Genomic DNA, 24,997 nt, shown 5'->3' on the forward strand with positions numbered 1-24,997 from the left:
TATGTGTGCCTTACTTATTTCGAATCGAGCTGATTAAAATCAATTCAACTCTTTAAATGTTTCGTTTCTATCTGCTGCAAGTTCGATAGGTACATCAGATTCTAATAATTCTTTAGTAATCGTTACTTTAGCAATTTGATTATTTTCGTAGTGATTAAAGTAGTATGATCGTGTTTGATTACACATTGTACCAACATATTGAGAGTAATCTTGCGTCCCTTCATCTGTTACAACAATTCCTTTAGGGATACGCACAGTTGCTAAAATATGGTAGTTATTGGTCACACCTGCGGCTTCATCTTGTGCTTGGTCAATATGTTCTTTAAAGAAAGCTGCACGAACAAAGCGTTCTGGCGGTGTATAGCCTCCTGGTAAGCCCATTGTTCCAGTTCCTTGTGAGAACGGTAGTGCTGTGAATTCGCCAAATTTAGCTGGCTCATATTGTTTTGGTCGTACATTTAAATAGTTACGTAAATTCTGTACATGCCATTCAAAGCAAGGCGAATTTGTCATTACGCCGATTGGATTTTCTTTGATGCTCAATTCTTTTTCAGTTGGTTCGATGATGACACAACGACCTGTTTCATCTGTGATAATCCAGTGTAAAGGGGTCACGATATTTAACATAGGTACTTTAAGATCTACAAGATTAATTGTTTCGATTTTTTGCGCAACCTCTTCGATTGTGGCACAATTTCCTAAAAGCAATAAGATTAATTCGTGAGGCGCTAAATTGACTTTCCCTGCTTCAGCCTCTTTTTGATACTGAACTTCTCCAGGTAGATATAGCTCTGCGATCGATAAACCTTTTTCATTCACACCGTCAGCTACAAAATATGAACTTCCTAGTAAACGTCCAGCTCCTACAAAACCGTATTGATTTTCATTTGTTACATTTTCAGCCTGTGAAGTCCATGTGTAATTTCTAGGCATATAGATCGGGCTAGGATCTAATGGGAATGAGAAATCCATTGTTCTTGATAAAAGATATTTTCCGTCCATCGTTTTTGTAAAAATACTTGTACACATAATGTGTCACGTCCTTTTCTTTTTTTATTTTCTTTACACTTCTTATTCTACTAAACATTTCAGTTATTTTATTTTTCGATTTTGTCGGTTCTTTCGACAATTTTGCAAACTGTCTTTTGTGTGTATTATCTCTTTAATTTTTTTTATTAGTTCTTATTAAAAGATGTTTCCCTTTGTCACTTTTTTGAACGTTTCACCCACATCCTTTTTATTTTCGTTTTCTTGTTCTTCCTTATACTCCCTATTATACTGATTATTTTACTTTTTTATTTTGTGATACTGTCGGTTCTTTCGACAATTTCGCAAACTATGCTTTGCTAAATCCTGTTAAAAAACGTTTCCCTCTATCGCTTTTATAATCTGATTCATATCACATCCTTTTTTCTCTTCTTTACACTTCTTATTATAATGATATTTCAGTTATTTTATTTTGCGATTCTGTCGGTTCTCTCGACAAAACCGCAAAATTAAATCGTTCTTTCTCTCTTTATTGATTCTCTACTGCAAGCAATTTTTGATTATTATCTAATTCTGATTTCCCTGCTAACTGATGCTTTTGTAACCATTTCATTGAGCAACCTAGAAGTATGACGAAAACCACAAAGATGATACTTAAAATCAAGACACTCTTATTAAACATTGGTGCACCGATTCCGCCGGAAATAGCTTCTCGGAATCCATAAATAGAATATGACATTGGTAGATATGGATGAATCGCATTGAAAAATCCATTGGTCAATGGCATAGGGAAAGTTCCCCCTGCTCCGCCTAGTTGTAATACTAATAGGATCATTGATACAAAACGTCCTGGATTGTCGAAGGTCATCGCAAAGAACATTACTAAGAACATATATGCCCAGGCACTGATAAAGCTCATTAGATAAAATTGACCAATATTGTCAACGTGTAAACCTATTGCTAACATTAATGTGGCTTCTATCACAGCCATCGCTGTTGAAACAGTAAATCCAATAGCAACTTTACTTAGCCACCAATTACGCGCAGATTGTCCCGCTAGTGAAACTTTACGGATTGGGAAGACGAAGTTAAAAACTAGACAGCCAACAAATAAGGCAAGTGACATAATATATGGAGATAATGCTTCACCATAATTTGATACATGACTGTATTCTTTTAGCTCTAAATCTGTTGGAGCTGCAAACATTTCGATGTTCTTTTCACCTAAATTTGCTTTTCCAGCCATTGCTGCCGCTTCACCTAAAGCTGTGGCTAATTGTGTTGAACCATCTTCTAATTGATCTACCCCACTCATTAGTTGCGGTGAGTTATCGGTTAATTCAGTCAAACCACTATTCAGCTGTGCTGCACCACTGTTTAATTGCGTTACACCTGATGATAATGTCGGCATTTGAGCAGATAGTTGACCTAAGCCGTCAGATAGTTGATTGCCACCTTGTGCTAATTGGTTAACATCTGTTAAAGCTGTTGGTAATTCCATACTTACAAGGGTTAAATCAGCAGATGCTTGATCTAAATCTCTTACGATAGTAGAAGCTTTAATTGACAATGGCGGTAAGTCGACTACTGCCAGTAAACCATTTGTTCCTACTTCAATTTCATTTAAACCATTTTTTAGATTGTTCGTATTTGCTGAAATCCCTGCAGCCAATTCACTTAATGCTTTGGCTTGAATTGCTAATTTTTCTGCTGAAGCTGTTGCTTGTTGAATGTTTGCTGACAATGCTGCTGTTTCAGATTGAATTTTAGCATTTTGAGCAGCTTCAAAAGCAGCGATTTGACCGTTAATATCAGCGATCAGTTGACTTTTTGTTGCAGCTTCGATGCCTTCATGCTGGTTAACACTTGCGGTAATTTGGCTTTGAAGACTGCTTGAATCAATGACTAATTTCGCATTTAATTCGTTTAATTGGGTACTGACTTGTTGTAAATCATTTGATATTTGACCAGATTCAATTGCTGTATTTTCCATTATTTTTGAATCTGTCATTACCTTATCCAAGTCTGCTTCAGCTTGATCTAGGTTATGCTGAATCGTTTCTTTTGAGGTTGCATCTAAGTTATTTTCGACATTTTGCAATGCTTGCTCTAGCTCTTTACTACCTCTTGATAACTCGTTTAGACCAGCACTTAAGGCTGTAACTTTGCTGTTTAAGGGCTGTGCTTTACCATTGACAGTATTTAATGCTGTGCTAAGTTCTGACGCTCCCGAGTCCAGTTGTCCAACTCCTGAGCTTAATGGTCCGATATTACTTGCTAATTCACTGGTTCCGTCTGCTAATTGACTTGAACCACTTGCTGCTTGTGAGACACCGTCTGTATATTGAAGTAAGCCATTTTCTAATTGAACAGTACCGCTGGCTAACTGATTAGCACCGTCTGATGCTTGATCCATTCCCTTAGCCGCTTCTTTTCCAACTTCATTTAAAGCTTCAACATAAGACTCTGTTACACTTTCTCTAACTTGAGCTTCTAAAGTGGTTGCACCTATTTGAGAAATTTCCTCACCTATGTAATTTAGCGACCCGTTTGTTGTATATGTTAGCTCCATTTTTTTGGGATCTTTATCGAGAAGTGTGGTTGCATCTTTTGAAAAGTCCTTAGGAATCGTAACAATCATATAATAGTATAGATCTTCCATTCCTTTTTTAGCTTCTTCTGCCGAGACAAATTCCCACTTTAAATCATGATTTTTCTTTAATTGATCAACAACTTGTTCACCTACATTAATATCTTGTCCCATCATTTCAACAGGTTTATCTTCGTTTACTACTGCAACTGGCAAATCTTTGGCGCGACCATAAGGATCCCAAACAGATTTTGAGAAGAAACCTGCATAAAGAATTGGAATAAACGTGATTGCTATAACTGAAATCAGTAATACTTTATTCTTTAATATATTAACGAACTCTTGTTTGACCATTTTCATGATAGTTTCTCCTTTTCATTTTCAATGATAGTTTTGTTTGATTGATGACGACTATAAAAGTGGTAAAATACAAATGGAATAGCCAGTGTAACAAGGTAGCTGATTCCTAATGTAATCAGATAGGTATGAATTTCTGCTCCTTTTAATTCGCTTGGGGCAATCATGGATGAACCAATAGCTAGAAGTGATAATAGCAATCCTGAACCACCAATCAATGCTTTTCCAATTTTTCCGCCTGGCACATTGTACGTTCTTTCTAATTTTTGGTTTGAACGTTTAAAGATTAAAACGAAGTATGCCACGAAGAATAAAGCATACGCACTTAAGTAGATAATGACCGTTAATGAAATCGCCGTTAAAAATGAGACATTACTACCGCCGCCACCAAGGGTCAATACTGCGGCCCAAATTGTTACCACAATCCCCTGAAGTATCAATAACGGAACTGGTACTTTAGAGTTGTTCACTTTTTTGAAACGAGCTGGAATGAGTCCTTTTTCCGCCACTGTTCTTAACCCTTCAGTCGGTCCAACAATCCATGAACAAACTTGAGCTAACACACCAAAGGCCACCAATACTGCAACCAGTTTTACCACCCACGTCAGCTGACCATTTTCAGCTAAGATTAATGTTTGAAACGTTTGAACAACGCCTGAGTTTAAAGATAGTTTATCTGCTGGAATCACCATTGAAACCGCGCTTCCACCGATGGTACTTAGAATAATACCGACAATGACTAAAATAAACATAATTAAAGGGTAATTTTTCTTAGGGTTCTCTAATTCATTGATATGAGGAGCTGAAGCTTCAACACCCATGTAAGCCAACATAAATGACGCAAGGGCCGCAAAATCTTTTCCTTTTGGTATAAAGCCTTTATCTGTAAAGGAAGGGGCGACTGGATGTCCGCCAATGACAATATATTTGATTGTCAAAATCAGCATTAAACCGACCGGTACAATAATTCCTAAGACAAAACCTGCTTTTGCGACTTTGGCAGTTGTTTCTGTTCCTTTAAATTGTAGGAGCGTAGCGATCCAAAATATTAGTACAACGCTGGCAAATTTCAACATTGGATTATTGTTCAACGCTGGAATTCCGACTGCGTAGGACAAGGAACCGATAATAAAGTAAATCATTGTGACAAAGCCGACGGTAATTTGAAACCACTGGAAGAAAATAGCAGCAAACCCATATTTCTCTCCAAGTGTTTTCCCAACCCAACCGAAGATGCCTCCTTCCTGATAGCCTTTGATCGTTGCCATTTCAGCGGAACATAAAGCGACTGGTAAAAACCAGAATAGACCACAGACAAGCAAGAAAAAGATAAGGGTCATTCCCGACATAGCAAAGGTTGGATATTCGTAAACTGTAATAAATAGTGAAGCGGTCATTGCGAAAAAGCTGAATAATGATAATTTCTTTTTAGTTTCTGACATGATTTTCTTCCCTTCATTTTTTAATTTTCATTGTGTTTTGATTTCATGATTTTCTTCGTTTAAACTTTTGTTTCAATTCGCTTGCTTCTATTCTAAAATGCAGCTATTAGATAATTGATCCCTGTTAACAAAAGATAAAAACCGATTAGAAAAGCTAGCGTTAAAGCCGATACCAATGGGTTGAAAAATAGCATAACACCAATAATGACTCCTAAAATGTTGATAACAAGTGAAAATCTGTAATAACTTTCGCTAATTTTTTTTGCTACATCTTGATTTATTAGGTGTCCCACCGAATCACAGATAAACCAAATTGCGAAGATAAACGGTGAAACAATCATTCCTAATGCTAAATGGAATAAAAAGAAAATTCCGATAAGAAGATCGATGATACTGATAAGCATATGGGCTGGTTTATTTTTTATGTCCGTATCTTTATTTCGGTCAAAAAAACCAAGTGATCCTTTTACTATTGCTAAAACTGATGCGAACATTACCAGTGCAGCTATATCATCTGCTGGATTTTGAAATGCGATAATAGCAGCCCATGTAAATAATAGTCCGATGATAAAATACTTGCCCTTGAATTTTCTTTCTGTTGTCATAACGTTCATTCCTCCGTAATTTTAATTTTGGTTGATATGTATCAACTTGATATACATAGTATAAAAGATAAACGGACGTTGATATTTTCACATCGTGTCGCATGAAACGAAAGAATATAAAAAAGGCTATGAGACAAAAGTAAAAATTACTTTTGTCTCATAGCCTAAGAGTGAATAGATGGTGAAACCAGAAACACTGCCTTCGGGAATATGCTTTTGTCCCACCTTTTTTTGAATAAATGCTGGAATAAGTTGCTCAACTTATTCCGATATTTCTGCGTAGAGCTCTCTTACGGTTCCATTCGTGTCATAGCCAACAGCTATTAGTTTGTTGAATGCCTCATTTTTATTCGCACGCTTCTGACTTGTTATGATTGGTAAGAACTCTTCTGTAATTGGACTAGTTGATTCTTTTACTTGTTTCTCATAGCCAGCTAAGCCAGACATGATTTTTTCATTAGAAATATTCATATTTGTGCCTATTTTTTCGACAAGTCTATTAAGATTATCATTAGGCAGTCCACCATTGACTGGCGCAATTTTAATCGAAACAGTCTGTGAACGTAAATATGCTAGGTTGTTTTCTTCTGAATACTCATAATTCAAGCTTACTTCTGAAACAACCTGTAACTCCTCTTCCTTATAAAAAGTATATCTGGTTTGAAAGTTCAGCTCTTTATTTCTAGCGAAAACGGCATATAACGTTTCCCCTGGTTTTACTGTATCTGAGGGTATTTCATTGGCAATAAGTTCTTTCGTTTCTTCATAATAAGCTGGAATACCTAGCTTATATTTTTCTTCGACAAGCTGAAAAGCCTCTTTTTCCGTTGCTATCTTTGAATAATCAGAATTACCAAAGGTTTGCTTGCGTTTGGTCTGAAAGCTCAGCGCCTGTTCTTCCTTGGTAAAATCATCGTATCTGCCTGCTTTGCTACATCCAGAAAAAACAAATAGGAGCATTAACGTGAGAATTCCCATCATTGATTTTCTTTTACTCATTTAGGAATCACCACCCGTGCTGCTTGGCGACCTGGAAAAGCTTCTTGTGAGAAACTCAATTCAATCGTGCTTTGATCAGAAAGATCATAAAGAACAACACATTCAACTGTTTCTCCTTGAGAAACCATTTTAGTCTGAGCGTCCGCAAGATCTTTTACATCCAGAAAAGCTGAATCTTCTGGCAGTTTTGCTACTGGCAGCGCTCGCCCATTTTGCGAAGCTGTAACAAGCTCTTGCCAAATAGAAGGCTGAACAGGATCTGCACCTAGGTTCGTAAAATTATAGCGAATGGCTAGTAGTTTCTGTTGGTCTGTTCCTCTCACTTGTCTTACACCTGTCGTTTCCATTTTTAACTCGTCATTTTCAATCGTAATGATATCACCTTCTGCTTTTTCTTGTGATTCTTCCGATTTTTCAGCTTCTTTCTCATCAAAACTGACTTCTTTAAGAGTCGCTACCGCGGCATCGATTCTCTCTGAACGCTTCTCATAGGAATTATCGTCTGCCGAGTAAAAGGTCATCTGAACAAAACTGTTCTCTGTCCAAATATAGTAGAAATGTGCCCAGACACTTTTTTCTTTATAGACAGTGTTCAAGGTATATTTATAAGCTGGATACTCTCCTACCTTTATTTTTTTCATATAAATCCCCTCAAGGTTTTTATAATTATAACGCTCTTTTAATTTTTCTCTTGTCTTTTCTCCAAATCCTTCTTGCGCTACTTCTGTTGCTGGTGTCGTTGTAATGAATAGATAGGAATTACTTTTTGTATCTTCTGCACTAAAAGTTGTTTGAAGTCCATAATCACTTCTAACTTCTTTATCTGCTTTCCAGCCAACTGGTAGTTGCATTTCATAGGAAGTTCCCCTAGCACTAAATTTTTGCTCGGTATCTTCCAGCTCTTTTGAACATCCGGTAAAAAAAAGCAATACGGCTACTAAAGACAAAATAATTGTTCCGTTTATTTTCAATGGATTAACTCCTTTTGGTTTATTTTTTTATTTTTTTTCTGGTACCAATAAACATAAACGATAAATAACAGTAGACTACTGATAAATAATAATCCGCCAAGTTTCATTCCTTCTGGGTAATAAGTGAGTTCAACTGTATGCTTTCCTTTAGGTACCTTAACTGTAATCAAGGCATCTTGAACCGCTTTAATTTCTGCTGGTTTTCCATCAACAGATGCTTTCCAGCCTGAATCATAAGGAATTGTCGTAAAAATAACCTGTTCTTCTTCTGTCGAAACTTCGGCTTTCACATGATTGCCTTTAACCTGAAAAGCGACCTCTTTTTCTCTGATATCAGTTATTGCTTGGTCTAGTATATCCGTTTTTAGAACTAATACAGACGGACGAACAACTTGTACAACGGAGCTGCCAATAAATTTAGCTGTAACTTTGACTTTCGTTGCTTGATCATAATGACCTAGATTAAAATACGTACCTGTTGAAGAGAGTCCGCTGGTTTTTTTATGTCCATCGACACTTACTTCTACCGAGCCATTATCGATTCCTCTCGATGATCTAGTATCTAAAGATAAATACGCTTGCGTCTGTGCTGGTACATTGACTTCCCAGGTAATACTTTTTTCTTCTCCTGTGTTACTTTCTTCAGAAAAGAGGGTGAAATCGCCAGATTCCTGCACATACATGTTGGTTCGGGAAACTTCTGTTAAACCAGTAAATTGGAAAAGTGGTTCCTTTATTTCTGACAAATATTGAATCAACGCTGTTTGATTGTTATTGTTTTTCGTTTCATAAATGCCTTTATCTGTTAATATTCCTAATGGCAAGGCATGTTCGTTTTCATAAAGACTGTACTCGCCATGTGTCTCAATTTCTTTAAAACCATATTTTTGAGGATCATTTTTGGCTAAATTATATTTTACGCCCAATAAATCATCCATTAAAATTGTATTATTTTCATACTGAATCGTTAGATTGGTTCCTTCTGAACGGTAGCCTAAACGATCCAGATATTGAGAAGAATTACGATTACGTATGGATGAAAACATTGTTACACCAGAATAATTGTAATTAAAACTATCTGTTCGGCTGATTGGATCTAAGTTTTCAAGTCGATAGAAGGTATCATTCATTGATTGAGCTTTTTTCACTAATGGCTCAATATCTTTATGTCCTTGTGTATAGCGTTCCTTGCTTGTATAGCCCCATTCTTTATCGATTCCTAGCAATATCTGTTGGGTATTAAAGAACATTTCCGCACATAGTACAGTCAACAGTAAAACCGGCATCAACCATTTATATTTTGTCACTTTGCTTTTAAGGATCAATAACAGCACATAGACCACTAATAAAACTACCGTGACAATCAAGGATTCCTGCGTAATGTAGCCATATCTTTTTTTGTTGGAAATAATGGCAACGCTGATAAAAATAGTGACCAATGACAACATAATATTCCCGAGGATATTAAGATCTTTTTTCTCGAATTTCTCCAAGCCAAAACCAGCTAATATCAAAACTAAAGCTGAATATAGGAAACTATAACGGAATAAAAACATGTTCGGTGAATGCATTCCCTGCCAAAATAGATTCAATGGCTGGATGTAGACACTGGCAACCATGAGTAACAGTAAACCACCGAATAATAATTTGTTTTTTAATGGGATTTTTTTCGTCACAAAGTAAAAGATGAAAAACAGTAGCGGAAATAGGCCAACATATATGAAGGGACTACTCCCAAACTTCGAGGTATCGTACACACCACTCATGCTTTTCACGACAAAATCCCAAGGTCCAACATCATTTGTCATAAAGCTATTGATCGAGTCAAGTTTTTCTCCGTTCGTTCTTAAATCAAGTACCGACGGCAAGATGATCACCATAGAAGCCAGTCCTGCCAATACTGATGTAATCAAGTAAGGTAGGATCGAACGCTTATAGATCGTCCATTGTGTCAACACACGAATGAAAAAATAGAGAAAACTAAACAAACCGACCATAAAAGCCATATAGTAATTTGTGATAAATAATAAAAAGTACGTACTAAATAATAGAACCGGTCGTTGTCTATCCATAATACGATGAATTCCTAATAAGATTAATGGGAGATACACCATCGCATCCATCCACATGAGCATAATGGAATACGCCATCGTAAAGCTCATTAAGGCATATGACACGCTCAAAGCAACGTTCGCCCACTGCGGTATTCTAAATGTTTGACGAGCAAATACCCAAAAAGTTACACCCATTGCACCAATTTTAGTTAATAGTATGAGGTACATCGCATCCGGCATATATAAATTATCAAAGAAAAATACGAGGAAACTGAATAAACTATTCGTATAATAACTCATTAACGAAACAAAATTCAGTCCCAAAGAACCAGTCCAAGTATAAAAGAACGACTGATCGCCATGAAGCATATTATTAAATCCTGAATAAAAATTGACGAGCTGACCAAATGCATCACTGGCTAAAATCGTACGTTCACTCGTCGGATAGATTCCTAGTCGATAATAACTGATCGCCATAATTGCAACCGGTAAAAGAAAGCTAAGAACGATTGCTACGCTATTTTTTTTGAAAAATGTTTTTTTATCTTGTTGTTTCATGTTTATCCTCGCTTTTCTTTAATCAATCATGCCAATTCGGTTAAATGGAAAATATCTAAATTTTACGACGCCTTCAATCTGATCCTTATCGATTAATCCCAATGCTCGACTATCTGTTGAATGTCTTCGGTTATCTCCTAAAACAAAATAGTGATCCTTTGGAATTGTGGATAAGCCCTCTAATTTTGCAGCAACCGCCCAGTCTACGCGGACTTTTACTGTTCCGTCGGGCAAGTCAACACCAGAAAGATGCTCTTCATTTGGCGGTGTGGGATTTGTTTCAGCCATTTGACTATTTAAATAAACAGTATTTTGATCCAGCCAAATACGGTCACCTGGCATTCCGATCACTCTTTTTATGTAAGATTCCTCTTGCTTTTCCTTCGGTTCGAAAGTAATCAGAGAATAACGCTGTGGATCTTCATTTCTTAAAATAAATAGGCGATCTCCGTTCTCTAATGTCGGCATCATGGATTCACCGCTAACTTGATGAGCTTTTACCTTCACTAAGAAAAGAACACCTAAAAATAAAAGCAGCAAGAAGCATGTATTTTTTAAATAAGTCAGCATTTTTCTTTTGTACTCTGGGTTTCTTTTTTTTATTTCGCCGTTCATAATGCGCTTATTTATTTTCTTTTGATTCTTATTTTTTATAGGAACCATCCTTTCTTTGGAATACTACTCTGCTAAAATTGTTGCACTTGATGTAGAGGTAAAACTCTCATTTCCACAATGCCAACAAGGTCTTGTTCATCCACATAACCATATTCCCGACTATCTGAGGCATAGGGCCGATTGTCACCTAAAACCAGATACTTTCCTTTAGGAACCTGTTCTGCTTTAGTTGACCAATCTTCGGTATATACACCTCCACTGCTTTGGGCTCGCTTCGTTTCATCTTCTAAAAAGCGCTCAAATACATCCCGATCATTAACGTATAGCTGGTCATCTTTATAGCTGATCGTTTCTCCTGGTAAACCAATCACTCTTCTCACTGACGTTTCTTTACTGTTTGGATCTCTATGTAAAACTAACTTAAATCGCTTCGGCTTAGCTAATTTACTGACAAAAACCCATTCATCATTATTCAATGTAGGAACCATTGAATAGCCTTCTACCTTCGCGAAAGTAAATGTAAAGAAGGATAACAGATACAACACAGTTCCTAACAGAATCAAACTCAGACCAAATTCAATTACGATCCGTTTAATTGATGTCTGCCAGGTCTGCTTTTTTCGTTGTTTCTTTTTATTAGCCTGTTTTGATCGTTGTCTCTTCTTTTTTATGTAAGTCGGATCACTTTTTCGGGCGTTGCTTTTTTTTGCAGGTTTCCCAATGTGTTCATCCAACCTGTTTTTAGGGCGTGAGTGAGAAGTCGTTCTCTTTTTGGCACTCATCATAAATCCCCTTTGATTCACTTTATTTTTTTTGCTTTAATGCGGCTTCATTGACGCTAAATTCTTTAAAAACTTTTTTTTGTGTTTGCTCCACTCGTTTCAAATCGTTGATATAGGTTAAAACTGTTTCTTGATTGTTCAATTGCTCTTCTGATAGCGAATATGTATTGGATCCATATTCACGCAGTTGAACATAATATCGTTTCAATAGTTGTTGACCTTCTTTTGAAAGTCCATTTGAAGGGGTAGCACTACCATAAGATGCCAATAGTGAGGTCAGTTCCATCAATTTCTGTTTTGATTCGCCCACATCAGAACCATTTTGAAGACTCGTTAAGGTTTTGTTGACTTCTTCTGTGACAAAATAGCTTTGAACAATGATATTCCCATCTGTTTTAGATAAGTTTGTTAATTGATAATAACGGGCATACAGACCACCACTAAGAAAGAGGATACTTAAAACGATAAAAATAATTCCTCGTTTTATTTGTGCTGTTTTCTTCTTTTTCAGTTGCTGCCTTTTACGCTGCCACCGTTTTCTCTTTTGTTTATTTTTAGGTCGTTTCCTCTTTAGCTCATTAAATTTCTTAGTTGTTACAAAAGAAAGAGCAAATGAAAACAACCCAATAGCAAAAGCTACAAGGAAGGCAGAACAGCAACCGATAAACAGCCAATCTAATATAGTCATATTCTACCTCCTTTCTTTAGTTAGTTTTTTTTCTCTTAGTTGCTTTTTTCTTTTTATTTTTCTTCTTTGATATGGTACGAACTATAATGAAAATAACCAATAAGAGAACTAAAACGCCGCCAGCGATCATCGCAATCATGACCCAGTTTATTCCTCGGTCTTGGATAAGTGAAACATCTTGAGCATTGTATTTATCTGCATCTTTTTGTGTAATGGAGAAGCTTTCTTTCCATTCCCATTTTTTATCCCCAGCAGTAACGACGATATGGCTATCATAATCACCTGGAGCGAATTGTTCACCATTTAAATTAACAGGGAAGGTCATCTGAGTATTTGGTGCCATTCGATAATTTTCTTTTTTTGAATCGTATAAAATTTCATCTGATCCTTTTTTGAAAATTCTTGCATCTACAGTCATACCTTCTACATAAGTCGGTTCCAGATTGGAGAAGTTGATCAAAAAGGCATTACGATAGTTTGAAGAACCTGCATACACTTTGTTTAATGCTAGTTCTGGTTGGATTTTTGTATCTGTTTCGCTTAGTAACATCCCTATTATGAAGGCATATTTGTTTACTACACCATTAGCTGATTCACTTGCTTTTTTCTCTGCCTCTGTTTCAGATTTTTGCAGATAGATTCCACCAGACAATTGACCATCAAAGCTCTCTTTTGGCATAGAAATGTCAACAGGGACTTTTTTGGTTTCTTTCGGTGCAAGAGTAACGGTTTCAGGGACTTTTACAATATCTCCTATGTCATATTTCAATGATGGATCCTGTTCAATTTTAGTAGGACCATATTCAATTACACCGTTACTATTTGTTTTCGCGCTATGAACAGATAAATCAACACTTAATTCACCATCTGTCATGTTATATAGCTCGATTTCGACGGTTTGTTTTTGCTCTGGTGTCATTCGTAGATCAAAATAACCAGCATTACCAATTTGATTTTCTGGCTTTATGATTTTATAGCTGTAGCCAATTTCCCCGTCTCCGTCTTGTGCATATGTAGTTTGTGGGATTATTAATAACAGACAGCTTATGTATAGTAATAAAAATAGTGCTTGTTTAAAATATTGTTTCATCGTCGATTCCTTTCAAGTCATTTTTTTTAAGTGCGGTACCGATCCACCTGGATCGGTACTCGCGATTAATACTGATAGGTATTAAAAATTTTAATTATAGAGTGTTAGACATCGTCCAAGTAATTTCGCCTTTATAGTTACCTTCAACGATTTCTTTGTCACTTCCAACAGTTAATTTCACTGATTTATCTGATTTCTTTTCAGTGTCTGCATCTGTTAATGTACCAAAGTAGATCATTGATTGCCCGATTCCTTTAGTTGCTTCTTGGTTGTCAATGAAGGTTACACCCTCTTCTGTTACGTCAATAGAAGGACTTGCGATTGAATCTGCGCTCAAAGCTAAGTTTGCTGCTTGGTTTGATTTAATACCAATATTTGTGTATGTTAATGTCGCACCTGAAAGTTCATAATCACCTTCACCCGCAATTGTTGCAGTCATTGGTTTTGTGATTTTCGCTTCTACTTTGTACGTGTGATCTAATGTACTACGTGTATCTTTAATCATCACGTGGTTTGCTGCTACACCATCTTCTTCAACATAGTTTTTAGCAAAGAATGTACGATCGCTTCCGTCATTGACTACTGCATGTCCGCCAAAAGATAGTGGCGTTACATCTTGAACACCGAAGATAACTGATTCTAAAGGACGAGTAATAGTTCCTGAGATAACGCTTGTATCTGATTCACCATCTGAGTCAGTGAAAACTGGACGAGTTGTATTTGTATCGTCATCTGTATTACGAGTGAATTGGATATCCATGTCACCTTTTTTAGAGTGAGACGCGTCTTCTGCCTTTGTAATCCCTGGTACTGCTACCGCTACGCCTAAAGTTGCCAATAATACTGCTCCAGTTAATTTGTGTGTTAATTTCATTTGTGTTTCCTCCTATGATGTGTGTTTTTTTTATTTATGTTAGCTTGGAGTTAATCCAAGTTAGCACCGTTGAATATGTTTCTGGTTGTTTTAAATCCCTCCAGATAAGGATTGACGAACTGCTTCTCCAATATGAAACAGCAATCTCGTCGGGCGGGTCAACTCACCAGAGCATTCATAAGTTTAGGCATGATGATATTTCCTTTGCATTTTGTGCTACATTGAAAATCACATGCTAAGTACCCCAGCTCCATAGGCTGAATTGACCCCTGTTTTTTTCTGATTACTTGGCATTTTCCAACGTAATCGTCATTTTTGCTTGATATTTGCCAAGTACTTTAATTGCTCCAGGTTCTAAGTCCAATAAGAACCCCTCCCCTTTAGACCAACGTTCTTGGGTAACATTATATTGCCCAGATTCTGTATTTGTGTGACTAAAGATCACGACATCTTCATCTGTTAATGCGATTTCTTCTTCTTGATTACTGTACTTGATCGAATCAGGAATAATCACACTGCTGTTGTCTAAACTAGTTAACGGCTGATCTACTTTTGCTTTAAGATTCCATTTCACCTTGTCGGCTCTTGTATCAGAAACGACTAATGGATTCCCCTTAATTTCTGGATTCGTGAATTTCTCAGCTTTAATGGCTACTTTTTTGATATCAAAATCTAAAGAGCTTGGTGCTGAAACTAGTGTTAGTAGACCAGTAAATTTATAGTTCATATTATTTCCAGTCGGCTTGATTAGAAATTCATCTGCGGGACTTTCAATTAAGTCATAATTATCAGCTTTCAATCCTTCAACAATCGTTTCGATTTCTTGTAAATCACTAAGTTTCACCTTTGAACCGGTTAATCCTGATCCAACATAGGGCTCATGTAATGCGTTGCCTTTTTCATCAACAAAGTTCACCGTATATTCCGCTGTTGGTGGTACCTCTATGATAAGCGTCAGATTCAACGTATCACTTGGTTTCGACGGATTAATCACGTCATCGTCACTGTCTAGCTCATAAAAGTCTACAGTTACAGCATTGCTGCCATTATCTGGTACTTTTTCTAATAAAATAGCTAGTTCTGCTTCTGTTAACTCTTGACCATCTTCTTGATTTTCAATCATTTTAGTTAGGATAATTTCGCTACCTGATTTCACAACGACTTTATACTTTACTTTATCTGTGGTTTTCCAATAAAACGGAAGCACAGTTTCAGTCGTATTCCTATAAATGGTTTTACTTAACTCTTTAGTTGGAGTTTTATCATCCCAAGAGGTATACAAGACAGCATCTAATTTCCAAACCGCATAGAGTGTTGCACTCTTTTTTTCAGCGGCTATGTTTCCATAGCTGTCTCCTGGCTTGTAAATTTTATCTTGATCTTTTGGCTCTGCTACTAAGCTCCACCCCATAAACGTTGCACCTTCTTTAGATAAGGTTGCTCCACTAGCTACTATCACACTAGTTGATGAAGTAAATGCTGTTTGTGCAGGTAGCGTCCCTTGTCCACCATTGAGATTGTAGCTCAAAATATAGTTATTCTGAACTCTGACTGTCACATTCACTGGTACTGTGTTTCCAAATGTGTCACTAATCAGATTGACCACAATAATTTGATTTCCAGTACCACTCAAGATCGTTGTTGGACTAGCGTATGAAGCTGTGACTTGATCCCAATCGTACATCGTATTTCTAAAATTTTTAACTAAGTTATCTATCGGAATATCACTTACTTTTGTTCCTGAGGTAACCATATAGCCTGTAGTAACATCTGCAGTCAATGGTGGTGTCAACGCCAACGTAACATCTTGATTTGGCGTATCTATCTCTTTCTTAAGCGTGCTAGCCTCATCAAACTTCAGATCATATGAAAGTTTCGCAGCTATTGGTACTGTAAATTTTTGTTCATTCATAGCCGCTTTCATGTCAGATTCATTCTGTTTTATTGCTGAACTTTGTCTGATTTCTATTGCTTTCGCTTGTGCAATTCCATTTTGCTCTTTAAGATAACTCGTTTTTAAATTAACCGTGATTGTTGTCTTATCTCCTGACTTACCTACATCTAATGTATAGGCTGTGCCATCATTTACAACCTCTTGATTATTCATAAAGAGTGAGAAATCATTTTTTTGGATATCTAGAAAAGTGGTATTTTCTTCGGTAATAGTTAATTTAAAACTATCATTATCGGGAACATACTTATCTATAGTTTGTTTGCTTAACTCTTGTTTCATCGTCAGTTCCATTTTCTTTTGATCCGCAGATGGACTTGCCGTCTTTGGAATCGCTAATGGAAGATAGTCCACTGGTAAAGGAGATTTCAGCCCTGGTGAGAAAAAAGGAAGTGCCGTTGCAGAGCCACCACTGGTAATACTTCCAAATGAATAACCAGCTGCGCTAGTTTGTCCATAAATTGTAAAATAGCCTTCACCAGTTTTACTGTTTCCTTGAGCTGACATGAAATCAAACGCTGCATTAGATGTAGTATCAAGGTATGCACTGCTCTTTAAAAACGCATCTGCCGATGGGATATAGTAAGCCTTAGTCAAACTTTTATCATAGCCTTTAACGTACTGCCCAAGCGAATAGCCAATACTTGTGAGATATGTTGGCATATAAAAAGTGTTATCCTTGAATTCTTCACTCGTTTCATGATCAACTATCTTCATCGTCAAGTATTTTGCATATGCTTCATAGGTATTGGTACGATAAAAGGTTACTGTACCGTTTGGACTTATGTTTATATCGCCGCTATACACTCCAGTATTTTTAAACATTAGATCTACATATCGACCTTTGTAAATCCCAGCTTTTGACACCCTAGCCGTTTCATTCGGCATGAAATTATTATGATAAGCCATTGAGGCTGGGTACATAGGTATAGTTTTAGTTAATACCCCATTTGTATTGTAGATAGATATCGTGTTATCTACCCCAACTAGCCCTATATTAATTGCGTTCGGGTCTATATCACCTATGTTTGGATTTTCAGGATCCATTTTAACGACTTTAGGAGAGTTGCCAAGCGTTTTACTCCAAGAGTATGCTTCAACGACTTCAGCTTTCGTGAATACAAAAAAGCAACTAAAAGCAACAAACAGGACTATCCCTATAAAATTTTTCATTTTCTTTGTCACGACTATACCTCCTTCCACTATAAAAGTAATCTGTCCTCTCAAAAGAAGACACTTGTTTTTTGATCTGTCTTTTAGAAAAATCAGGCTGCTTCACTGCATAAATTGTGTGTGTGAATTTCATTTGTGTTTCCTCTTTATTAATTCGTGTTTTTAGGGTAATTCTGAAATAATCCAAGTCAACACGGTTGAATAGGTGCCTGGTTCTTTCTCCGTTCCTCCTGGTATGGATAAGCGAACTGCATCATTCATATAAACCGCTTGGTTACCGTTAGCAGGATCAATAATTGGTTTCGCATTTCCATCTAATCGTGGGCTGAATGTTGGCGTGATATCTTTTTGATTATCTTGTGATGCGCCAAAACTAATGCTCCATGTGCCACCGCCAGTTCCTTTGTCCGCTTTCGCCAGTGTATAGGTTTCACCTATATTGTTTAAGCGTATGACTTCTTTTGAAACAACTGGATGTTTGCTGCCGCCATTTGGTGTGTTGGTCCACGATTTGTCAAATGAAAGGACAGCACCTTTTAGCTCACTGTTTGCTTTACTTTGATTGGTAAATTGTGTTTCTTGTCGAACTTGTAAGCCCCAACCTGTTCGGTCTTCTCTATAGTCTGAAACTTGAATAAAATAACCTCTAGGCGCAATGACGTCTTTGAATAGTAAAGCATCTGCAGAGAAATCCATATCTCCTTTTACGATTTTGTTACTATTAAAGTTAAGATTCGAAACGAAATCAATTCGTAAAGGACCGTTCGTTTTGCCGTACATCTCATCTGTCGTCAATTCATTTTCTGGTGCTTCTGGATCTCGAATGCCAAAGTTTGGATCGACCAGTCCGTCAAAAGTAATCCCCATCTCTCCGTTTGCTTGTATTGATTCTTGTGCTTCAGCCGGGATAGAAATACCTAGCATTCCAGTAGCAAGCAGACACAGTGAAGAAATCCAATGAATTGTTTTCACTTATTCATCGCTCCCTTCTTTTGCTTCAGTCCGCTCTTTGCTTCTTTTTATGAAGTAAAAGAGTGTGACTACGATCAGTAATAAACCACCGCTTATCATAGAACCATATTTGACCAACTCACCAGTTGAAGGAAGTTTGCCTTTTGGCTTTACCGTCTCATCTGGTGTAGTATCTGAAGGTTTGGTAATTGGTGGTTCACTGCTATCTATAGGCGCTTCTTCAAACAGTGTAATTTCACCTTTGACAGAAACTTCTGGATTTTCTTCAGCAATGACATTTCCTGCGTATAGCCCTAGAAAAGCGAGTGCTAAGATAGAAGAAAGCGCGATTTTTATTAAACTAACTCTTTTTTTCATCATTTTCCTCCATTCACCTATTTCACATTTGCATAAGAAATAGGAACAATCGTAATTAGGAATAAATGATTGATAATTTAATCCTGTCATACACCCTAAATCTACTGTTCGATTATTTGCAAAAATATTCATTGGTATTTCCAAAACCCTTGAAATAGCCGTAATGTTTTTGTCGGTCATTTTGATATACCTATATTGAAAACCAACTTTATCAGAAACAAACTTACTCATCGATTACCCATTGATAGGCTACACTCGTTGCGACAGTAGATACGTTGTTTGATATTTTGAAAAGACCGTTGCATAATTAGTTCCCAGTGCAAATTTTTTATTTTTTTCAATGGTTAAATAAAAAGGAGCTCTTAAATCGGCACCAAATACAGTAACTGCTCGATTGGTTGATGTTTTTGTTCCATTGAAATCTACAGTAATCGCTGAAGTATATGATCCTTCAGAATTATTGACTGTACTTGTGCTTGTATCCGAAGTTAGAAGTACTTCTCCTGTATTCATATTCCAAGCACTTAAATTAGATTTTGATTCTGTTGCATTGATAGTAATTGTATTCGTAACTGTTTGAAATTTTAGTGAATAGATTCGTTAGTGTTCTACTTAGTGCTAATGTTCCGTTTCGTACGATTGTTACAAAAGCTAACAGATCAGCACCAAAAACTACTAACGCTTTTTCTGCTGTTGCTTTTCCTATGCCTAAATCAGCTTCAAGTGTTGCTTTGTAAGTACCAACAGTTTTTATAGAAATTGTTTTACTTCCCATTTCTAGAGCATCAGCTGTCCCCGGTTAAGCTTGGATCGGCGCTGTGCGACTTAATGTTACGCCTAATGCAAGAGTTAATATAAAAATTAATCCCGCATCACTCCACAGCCTCCTTATTTTCTGCCTCTACATTTTATCCTCCTTATTTTATATTTCCACTATAGGTACTCTCAGTACTACTTTTAACATCACCTCCTTTGACTCGTGTCTTAAATCAACACTAAAGTCAAGAATAGGCATGGGGACTTTTGATTGTTTGACAAGCGATATCAGTCTAATTGATACAACTTGATCACCTTATCTATTTTGATAAGGTCTATTTTTACTATTTATATAGTAGAAACAGAAAACTATTCTTTCAGCAAAGCTCTTTAAATAGATAAACTGTGAACAAATGATTAACGTCTTTTTCTATATGTACAGTAATCAAATAATTGTTTTTTTTATTCAACATTCATTAAATCAAAAAATACAACTATTTCTTTTTTATCATTTTCTTTCAATCTTTAATTAAACTTTTATAAGAAAAGTGTCATCTAAGAAATAAGAGAACAACTAGTATCTATCAGCTTATTTATTCAATAGCGCTCTTGCTGTTTTCTAAGGATAGTATAAAAATTAAATAAAATCTATATAAAAAAAGTGTTTTCCGTTTTTAAATATCCAAAGAAAGTCGTAATTTTTCAAAAATAAAAAGTTTTTTTGTTTTTATTGAGAAAATTCACTTATCTAGATACTATTTCATTTGATGTATAACTTCGCTCATTGTTCTAAATCACAAAAAAACATTGTCAAACCGGCATTTCAAAAATATATATTCTATATTATTCAATAAATAAATACGTCATAAAAATTTTTTCAGGTAAATTATCTTTCTTAGAAAATGTTTTTAAATAAGAGTATGATTAGTTTTTCACTGAAATAAATCACTTTACTCTAAAAAATTCTCATTTTTTTATCAATAAAAATTTCATTTGATCAAACAATCGTTTATTTTAACAAAAATTTGAAAAAAAATATTGTGTTTAGCTAAGATATAAGAGCACTAAAAGTCTCCTTATAAACGCTTCTTTAATTTCTCTTAATATATGACAAGAGTAATAAAACCAGTATCAGGGTATGATTCGTTCCTATTTATCTTTCAACGTTCATGTTAATCCTATTATTAATTTATATATCCCAAATTTTAAAACAAATCACATACTTTTCGATATATTTCATTTGCAAGAAAGCTATTTCTTATACATAGTTGGACTTTCTTTTGAAATCAAACCGTCCTTGAAGCTAAATAGATTCAACGGTTCTATCGTTATTTCGACCTTCGATTAAAGAAAAACAAGATTGTGCTTTGGCTTTATATCAAAATTACAAAAAAAAAAAGACTGAAAATCTTTTTCCCGATTTTCAGTCTTTTTTTTTGCGGATCGTTTAAATTAGAAACCTAATTCTCCTTTGTCCAGTCGCTCCATTTATTAAAGAGTCATTTGAAGCGTAATATAGTCATATGGTTGGATTTCTTCTGTATAAACAATTTCTTCTTCTAATGCATTGACGATTTTCACATCGGTCAAGATTTTTTTATCAATCGTAACACTTTTCTTTGTCGGATTAGCCAACCTGACAACAAAAGCATCCTTTTTACGATAAGATGGATAAATAGCAGAGACTAGTAGCTCTCTTGGTAAGCCTAACATAGAAAACTCTTTTTCTAAGTCAAACTTCTCTTCTAAAGGCCAAATCTTATTGTCCAAACGATTAATAAATACATTTAACGCCTGTTTTTGATAAGAAATGGACGGTGTCAATCGTTCATATGCATACTTAGCCGTCTTCATTTCATCAAAAGTACCCGTAGATATCTTAAATGCAAATGTCCATTCGTTTTCTCCAAGCTCTTGTGCCAGTGGTGTTGGCATCATGATGTGCCCCTCATTTGTTGTATCACCTGATGCTCTCCCTGGCCGCCAAGCTAAATTGGGTTTGCCTAGCTCACCTGTCGTTGCCATCAAAGTAATGAGTAATTTATCGTTGATTCGCTCATACTCCTTCACCCCATCTGCAAAAACAGTGACATGTCCAAAATTATTTTCAACAGTAACACTTTTATCAAATATTTCTAGATTCACAGGTTTTTCTACATAGCTTTCTTCCCAATTAGCTGGTATATCATCTGGATGATTGCAAGAAAAACCATTTTGTATTTGTGCAATGGACATTTCTTTTGGATCCTCTACTTGAATCTTCATTCTTAATCGATGAGAAAGTGCTTGATTATCTAAGATAAATTTCCCTTCAATCAACGGACTATCCCCTTTAGATAATTGTAATTGCACTTGGTATGTTAGTTTACCAGTTGCTTGTTTGGCTGCTCGTTCCTGTAGATCATAAGGCAGCTCCAATTCTCCATTTAAAATCAAGGTTTGCTTCATTGAATCACTCAGAACATAAGCATCTGTAAATGATAATTGTTGTTCCCTTTCTCCAACTAAAGGCGAATAGTCATAGGTATCCCCATCATTAGCTTCATCGACAAAGGTTAAAAAATCTGCTATTTTTATCCCTTCACTTGTTTCCAAGAGTAATTCCTGACTTTCAAACGAAAGAGTATAGCAACTGTTGCTAATTTGAGTTTGCTTATGCTTGCTTACTTGTTCTAATGGCTGATTGGATTCAGAAAATTCTATGATTTTATAGCCAAAAGCCGGTAGGTCAACATTCACTCGTATATCCAATTCATAGTATGACGGTTCATCAAAATAGTCATAGCCCGTTGCTACCAATTTCATTATATTTTTGCGCTCTGGATAAAAGACTTCCTTCACAACAACAGCCTGTTCACTTTCTTTAAAATAAATATTTTTTGTTCTAGATACAATATGAACCTTTTTTTCACCAATATAGGGTGTTGGGTCCGTATTAAATACCAAGACTTGGTTCGGTGTCAACCCAAGTGAGTCTGCAATTCGTTTAGCAATCAAATTTTCCAAACCGGCTGCTATCTCTTTGGCTTCTTTGATTCGATGAAAAATATCTTCTGCAACATTATCAGATACGCAACCACCAATACTGTCATGGGCCTGATTCTCAAGCACTTTTTTCCATAGTCTTTGTAGCAACCCTTGGCTGATGGTAATCTTATTTTTTTTAGCGATAATCATCAATGGTTCAATTCGTCTTAAAATTATTTGCTCTAACTTAAAATTTTCCACCTTCATTTGACTTCGAACAGACCCAATTGATCGATGAACTCTTGAATAAACTGGCTCTCTTAGTTCTCCTTTATATTCAGGCAGCCCCTTTTTCCCCTTTAACACATTTACATATGTTGGATAATCACTAAGCATATTTTCGTATTCACTTACTTTATTGATTTGTTCAATCACTCGATCAAATGACCGAACAATATTTTTTTGATCAATCCCCGATGGAATCAAGATATCTTCATTCGCCCCATGATCTTTAAGAAAATGAATAGCTGGATCTAATTTACTTTTTACAAATGTTGGAATATCTGCTTGGGCATCCAAAGTCATTAGACCTGTCATATAGCCAAAAGGAAAGTTCATCGCATAAACAAAACGATCACCTAATCCTTGCCAAATAAAATAAGGAGATGGTACTAACTTTTCAAAGTTAAGCCCACGCCAGCACATAAAACTATCAATACCAACTTGATTCAATAGTGTAGGTAATTGAGCATTAAAACCAAATGTATCTGGTAAATAACCGACCATCATGGGCTCTCCATATTTATTTAAGGTATCATTAATCCCAATAATTAGATTTCTCAAAATCGCTTCTGCATCAACTAGCAAGGCATCTGTTTGAGTAAACCAAGGCCCCACAAATAGCCGCTTTTCAGCCATTAACTTTTGAATCAACGGAAGTTTGTCCGGATTCAATTCAACGTATTCATCCACAATCGATGATTGTCCATCTAAACAGAAATTAACTTTTGGATTAGTCTCTAGTTCATCCAACACTTCTGTAAAAACTTGATCGCTTAATACTTTTGCATCTTCAGTCGTAAAATACCATTCCCGATCCCAGTGTGTATGTTGAATAATATATGATTTAACCATCGTTGTTTATCCTACACTTTCTTCTGTTTTAGCTTGTTTCTTATACTTAAGCATTTTTAAAGCGTTGACCATGATTGCCGTAACAAGTCCACCAATTAAAATCGCGGCACAATAAAGAATTGGATTGCTGGTAAATGGTATCGCCATAAAAGTCGCCAGCATAGTTTCTTGTGTCACCCCAAATGCACCATTTATTGCACAACCAATTGCTGTTCCGACAACAATACTTGGAATAACACGTAACGGATCAGCTACCGCAAAAGGAATCGTTCCTTCTGTAATACCAACAGCGCCCATAATAATAGCTGTTTTGCCATTGTCTCTTTCACTTTCTGTGTATAATTTTTTATTTAGTAGTGTAGCCAAAAACATGCCAAACGGTGGAATAGCAATTGCCAATAGCATCGCAGTACTTGCTGCATAACCTCCAGAGGTAAAAGATGCTACTCCAAAAGCATAGGCAATTTTATTCACTGGTCCTCCCATATCAAATGCCATCATACCGCCTAAAATAGCACCTAATAACGCCGCATTGGTTCCTGACATCCCGTTTAACCAAGCTGTCAATGCTTCTGTTGCCGCAGTAATCGGTGTACCTATTACATACCAAAGTACGAGTCCCACAACTAAAGTTGCAACAAAAGGAATGATGATCAATGATTTTAAACTGATAATTTGTGTTGGAACGGGGATTTTTTTTAATGCATTAACCAAATAGCCAACTGTTAATCCGGCAAACATACCGCCAATAAAGCCTGTCCCCATTTGATTTGCAATCATCCCACAGATAAACGCAGGCGCTAATCCTGGTCGATCCGCAATAGAATAGGCAATATAACCTGCAATCATCGGTACAATAAACTGAAGACCAGTTTGACCAATCATCCGAATGACTCCCCATAATGTATCCGTCTGATCCCATACCTCGGTTCCACCACAAACAACAGCGATTGACGTTAATAATCCGGCTGCTGTTACCAATGGGATCATGTAAGATACGCCGCTTTGAAAATGGTTTAACATTTCTCTTCCTAACTTTTTGATAGTCATGTTTTTTTCCTCCTACTTTAGCTTT

Annotated in this window: 19 protein-coding genes; all 19 read right to left on the bottom strand. The window is 36.2% G+C overall.

What is annotated here, in order from left to right; all coding sequences use genetic code 11:
• Positions 1 to 39 precede the first annotated feature (39 nt).
• Positions 40 to 1,029, bottom strand: a complete 990-nt coding sequence (locus BCR21_RS14675) for a choloylglycine hydrolase family protein (protein ID WP_069647210.1) — start codon at positions 1,027 to 1,029, stop codon at positions 40 to 42.
• Positions 1,030 to 1,516: 487 nt separating this feature from the next.
• A complete protein-coding gene (locus BCR21_RS14680) occupies positions 1,517 to 3,937 on the bottom strand; it encodes a YhgE/Pip domain-containing protein (RefSeq protein ID WP_069647211.1) in 2,421 nt (806 codons plus the stop codon).
• Positions 3,934 to 5,376 (bottom strand): amino acid permease, encoded by a 1,443-nt coding sequence (locus tag BCR21_RS14685; protein WP_069647212.1) that lies wholly within the window; start codon positions 5,374 to 5,376, stop codon positions 3,934 to 3,936. Before BCR21_RS14685 ends, BCR21_RS14680 begins: the two co-directional genes overlap by 4 nt.
• A 92-nt stretch (positions 5,377 to 5,468) precedes the next feature.
• Positions 5,469 to 5,981, bottom strand: a complete 513-nt coding sequence (locus BCR21_RS14690) for an HdeD family acid-resistance protein (RefSeq protein WP_167351795.1) — start codon at positions 5,979 to 5,981, stop codon at positions 5,469 to 5,471.
• A gap of 261 nt (positions 5,982 to 6,242) precedes the next feature.
• A complete protein-coding gene (locus BCR21_RS14695) occupies positions 6,243 to 6,980 on the bottom strand; it encodes a hypothetical protein (protein WP_069647214.1) in 738 nt (245 codons plus the stop codon).
• Positions 6,977 to 7,951 carry a DUF5067 domain-containing protein gene (locus tag BCR21_RS14700; RefSeq protein ID WP_069647215.1) on the bottom strand — a complete coding sequence of 325 codons (975 nt, stop codon included), beginning with the start codon at positions 7,949 to 7,951 and terminating at the stop codon, positions 6,977 to 6,979. The genes BCR21_RS14695 and BCR21_RS14700 overlap by 4 nt, the downstream gene beginning before the upstream one ends.
• Positions 7,948 to 10,563, bottom strand: coding sequence for a YfhO family protein (locus BCR21_RS14705; RefSeq protein WP_069647216.1), 2,616 nt, complete (start codon positions 10,561 to 10,563; stop codon positions 7,948 to 7,950). The genes BCR21_RS14700 and BCR21_RS14705 overlap by 4 nt, the downstream gene beginning before the upstream one ends.
• Positions 10,564 to 10,581: 18 nt before the next feature.
• The gene (gene lepB / locus BCR21_RS14710) at positions 10,582 to 11,226 is read right to left on the bottom strand and encodes a signal peptidase I (protein WP_069647217.1); all 645 of its coding nucleotides are present in this window, start codon (positions 11,224 to 11,226) and stop codon (positions 10,582 to 10,584) included.
• Positions 11,227 to 11,249: 23 nt separating this feature from the next.
• Entirely contained in the window at positions 11,250 to 11,960 is a 711-nt protein-coding gene (lepB, locus tag BCR21_RS14715; protein WP_084013336.1) for a signal peptidase I, read from the bottom strand.
• A gap of 22 nt (positions 11,961 to 11,982) precedes the next feature.
• Entirely contained in the window at positions 11,983 to 12,648 is a 666-nt protein-coding gene (locus BCR21_RS14720; protein WP_069647218.1) for a hypothetical protein, read from the bottom strand.
• A 16-nt stretch (positions 12,649 to 12,664) separates the two neighbouring features.
• Entirely contained in the window at positions 12,665 to 13,738 is a 1,074-nt protein-coding gene (locus BCR21_RS14725) for a WxLIP family cell surface protein (protein ID WP_069647219.1), read from the bottom strand.
• A 94-nt stretch (positions 13,739 to 13,832) separates the two neighbouring features.
• Positions 13,833 to 14,612 (bottom strand): WxL domain-containing protein, encoded by a 780-nt coding sequence (locus tag BCR21_RS14730; RefSeq protein ID WP_069647220.1) that lies wholly within the window; start codon positions 14,610 to 14,612, stop codon positions 13,833 to 13,835.
• 283 nt (positions 14,613 to 14,895) lie between these two features.
• Complete coding sequence (locus tag BCR21_RS14735; RefSeq protein ID WP_069647221.1) at positions 14,896 to 17,748, bottom strand: hypothetical protein; 2,853 nt, start codon at positions 17,746 to 17,748, stop codon at positions 14,896 to 14,898.
• Between the two features lie 150 nt (positions 17,749 to 17,898).
• Positions 17,899 to 18,708: a WxL domain-containing protein gene (locus BCR21_RS14740; protein WP_084013337.1), complete on the bottom strand. Its 810-nt coding sequence runs from the start codon at positions 18,706 to 18,708 to the stop codon at positions 17,899 to 17,901.
• Positions 18,709 to 19,065, bottom strand: a complete 357-nt coding sequence (locus BCR21_RS17055) for an LPXTG cell wall anchor domain-containing protein (RefSeq protein WP_069647222.1) — start codon at positions 19,063 to 19,065, stop codon at positions 18,709 to 18,711. It lies immediately after the preceding gene.
• 249 nt (positions 19,066 to 19,314) lie between these two features.
• Complete coding sequence (locus BCR21_RS14750) at positions 19,315 to 19,578, bottom strand: hypothetical protein (protein ID WP_069647223.1); 264 nt, start codon at positions 19,576 to 19,578, stop codon at positions 19,315 to 19,317.
• Positions 19,579 to 19,594: 16 nt separating this feature from the next.
• The gene (locus tag BCR21_RS14755; protein WP_069647224.1) at positions 19,595 to 19,840 is read right to left on the bottom strand and encodes a hypothetical protein; all 246 of its coding nucleotides are present in this window, start codon (positions 19,838 to 19,840) and stop codon (positions 19,595 to 19,597) included.
• A 1,472-nt stretch (positions 19,841 to 21,312) separates the two neighbouring features.
• Complete coding sequence (locus BCR21_RS14760; RefSeq protein ID WP_069647225.1) at positions 21,313 to 23,922, bottom strand: glycoside hydrolase family 38 N-terminal domain-containing protein; 2,610 nt, start codon at positions 23,920 to 23,922, stop codon at positions 21,313 to 21,315.
• A 6-nt stretch (positions 23,923 to 23,928) separates the two neighbouring features.
• Positions 23,929 to 24,972, bottom strand: coding sequence for a PTS fructose transporter subunit IIC (locus BCR21_RS14765; protein ID WP_069647226.1), 1,044 nt, complete (start codon positions 24,970 to 24,972; stop codon positions 23,929 to 23,931).
• Between the last annotated feature and the right edge of the window lie 25 nt (positions 24,973 to 24,997).

The sequence above is a fragment of the Enterococcus ureasiticus genome, assembly GCF_001730285.1.
Taxonomy (GTDB): domain Bacteria; phylum Bacillota; class Bacilli; order Lactobacillales; family Enterococcaceae; genus Enterococcus_L; species Enterococcus_L ureasiticus.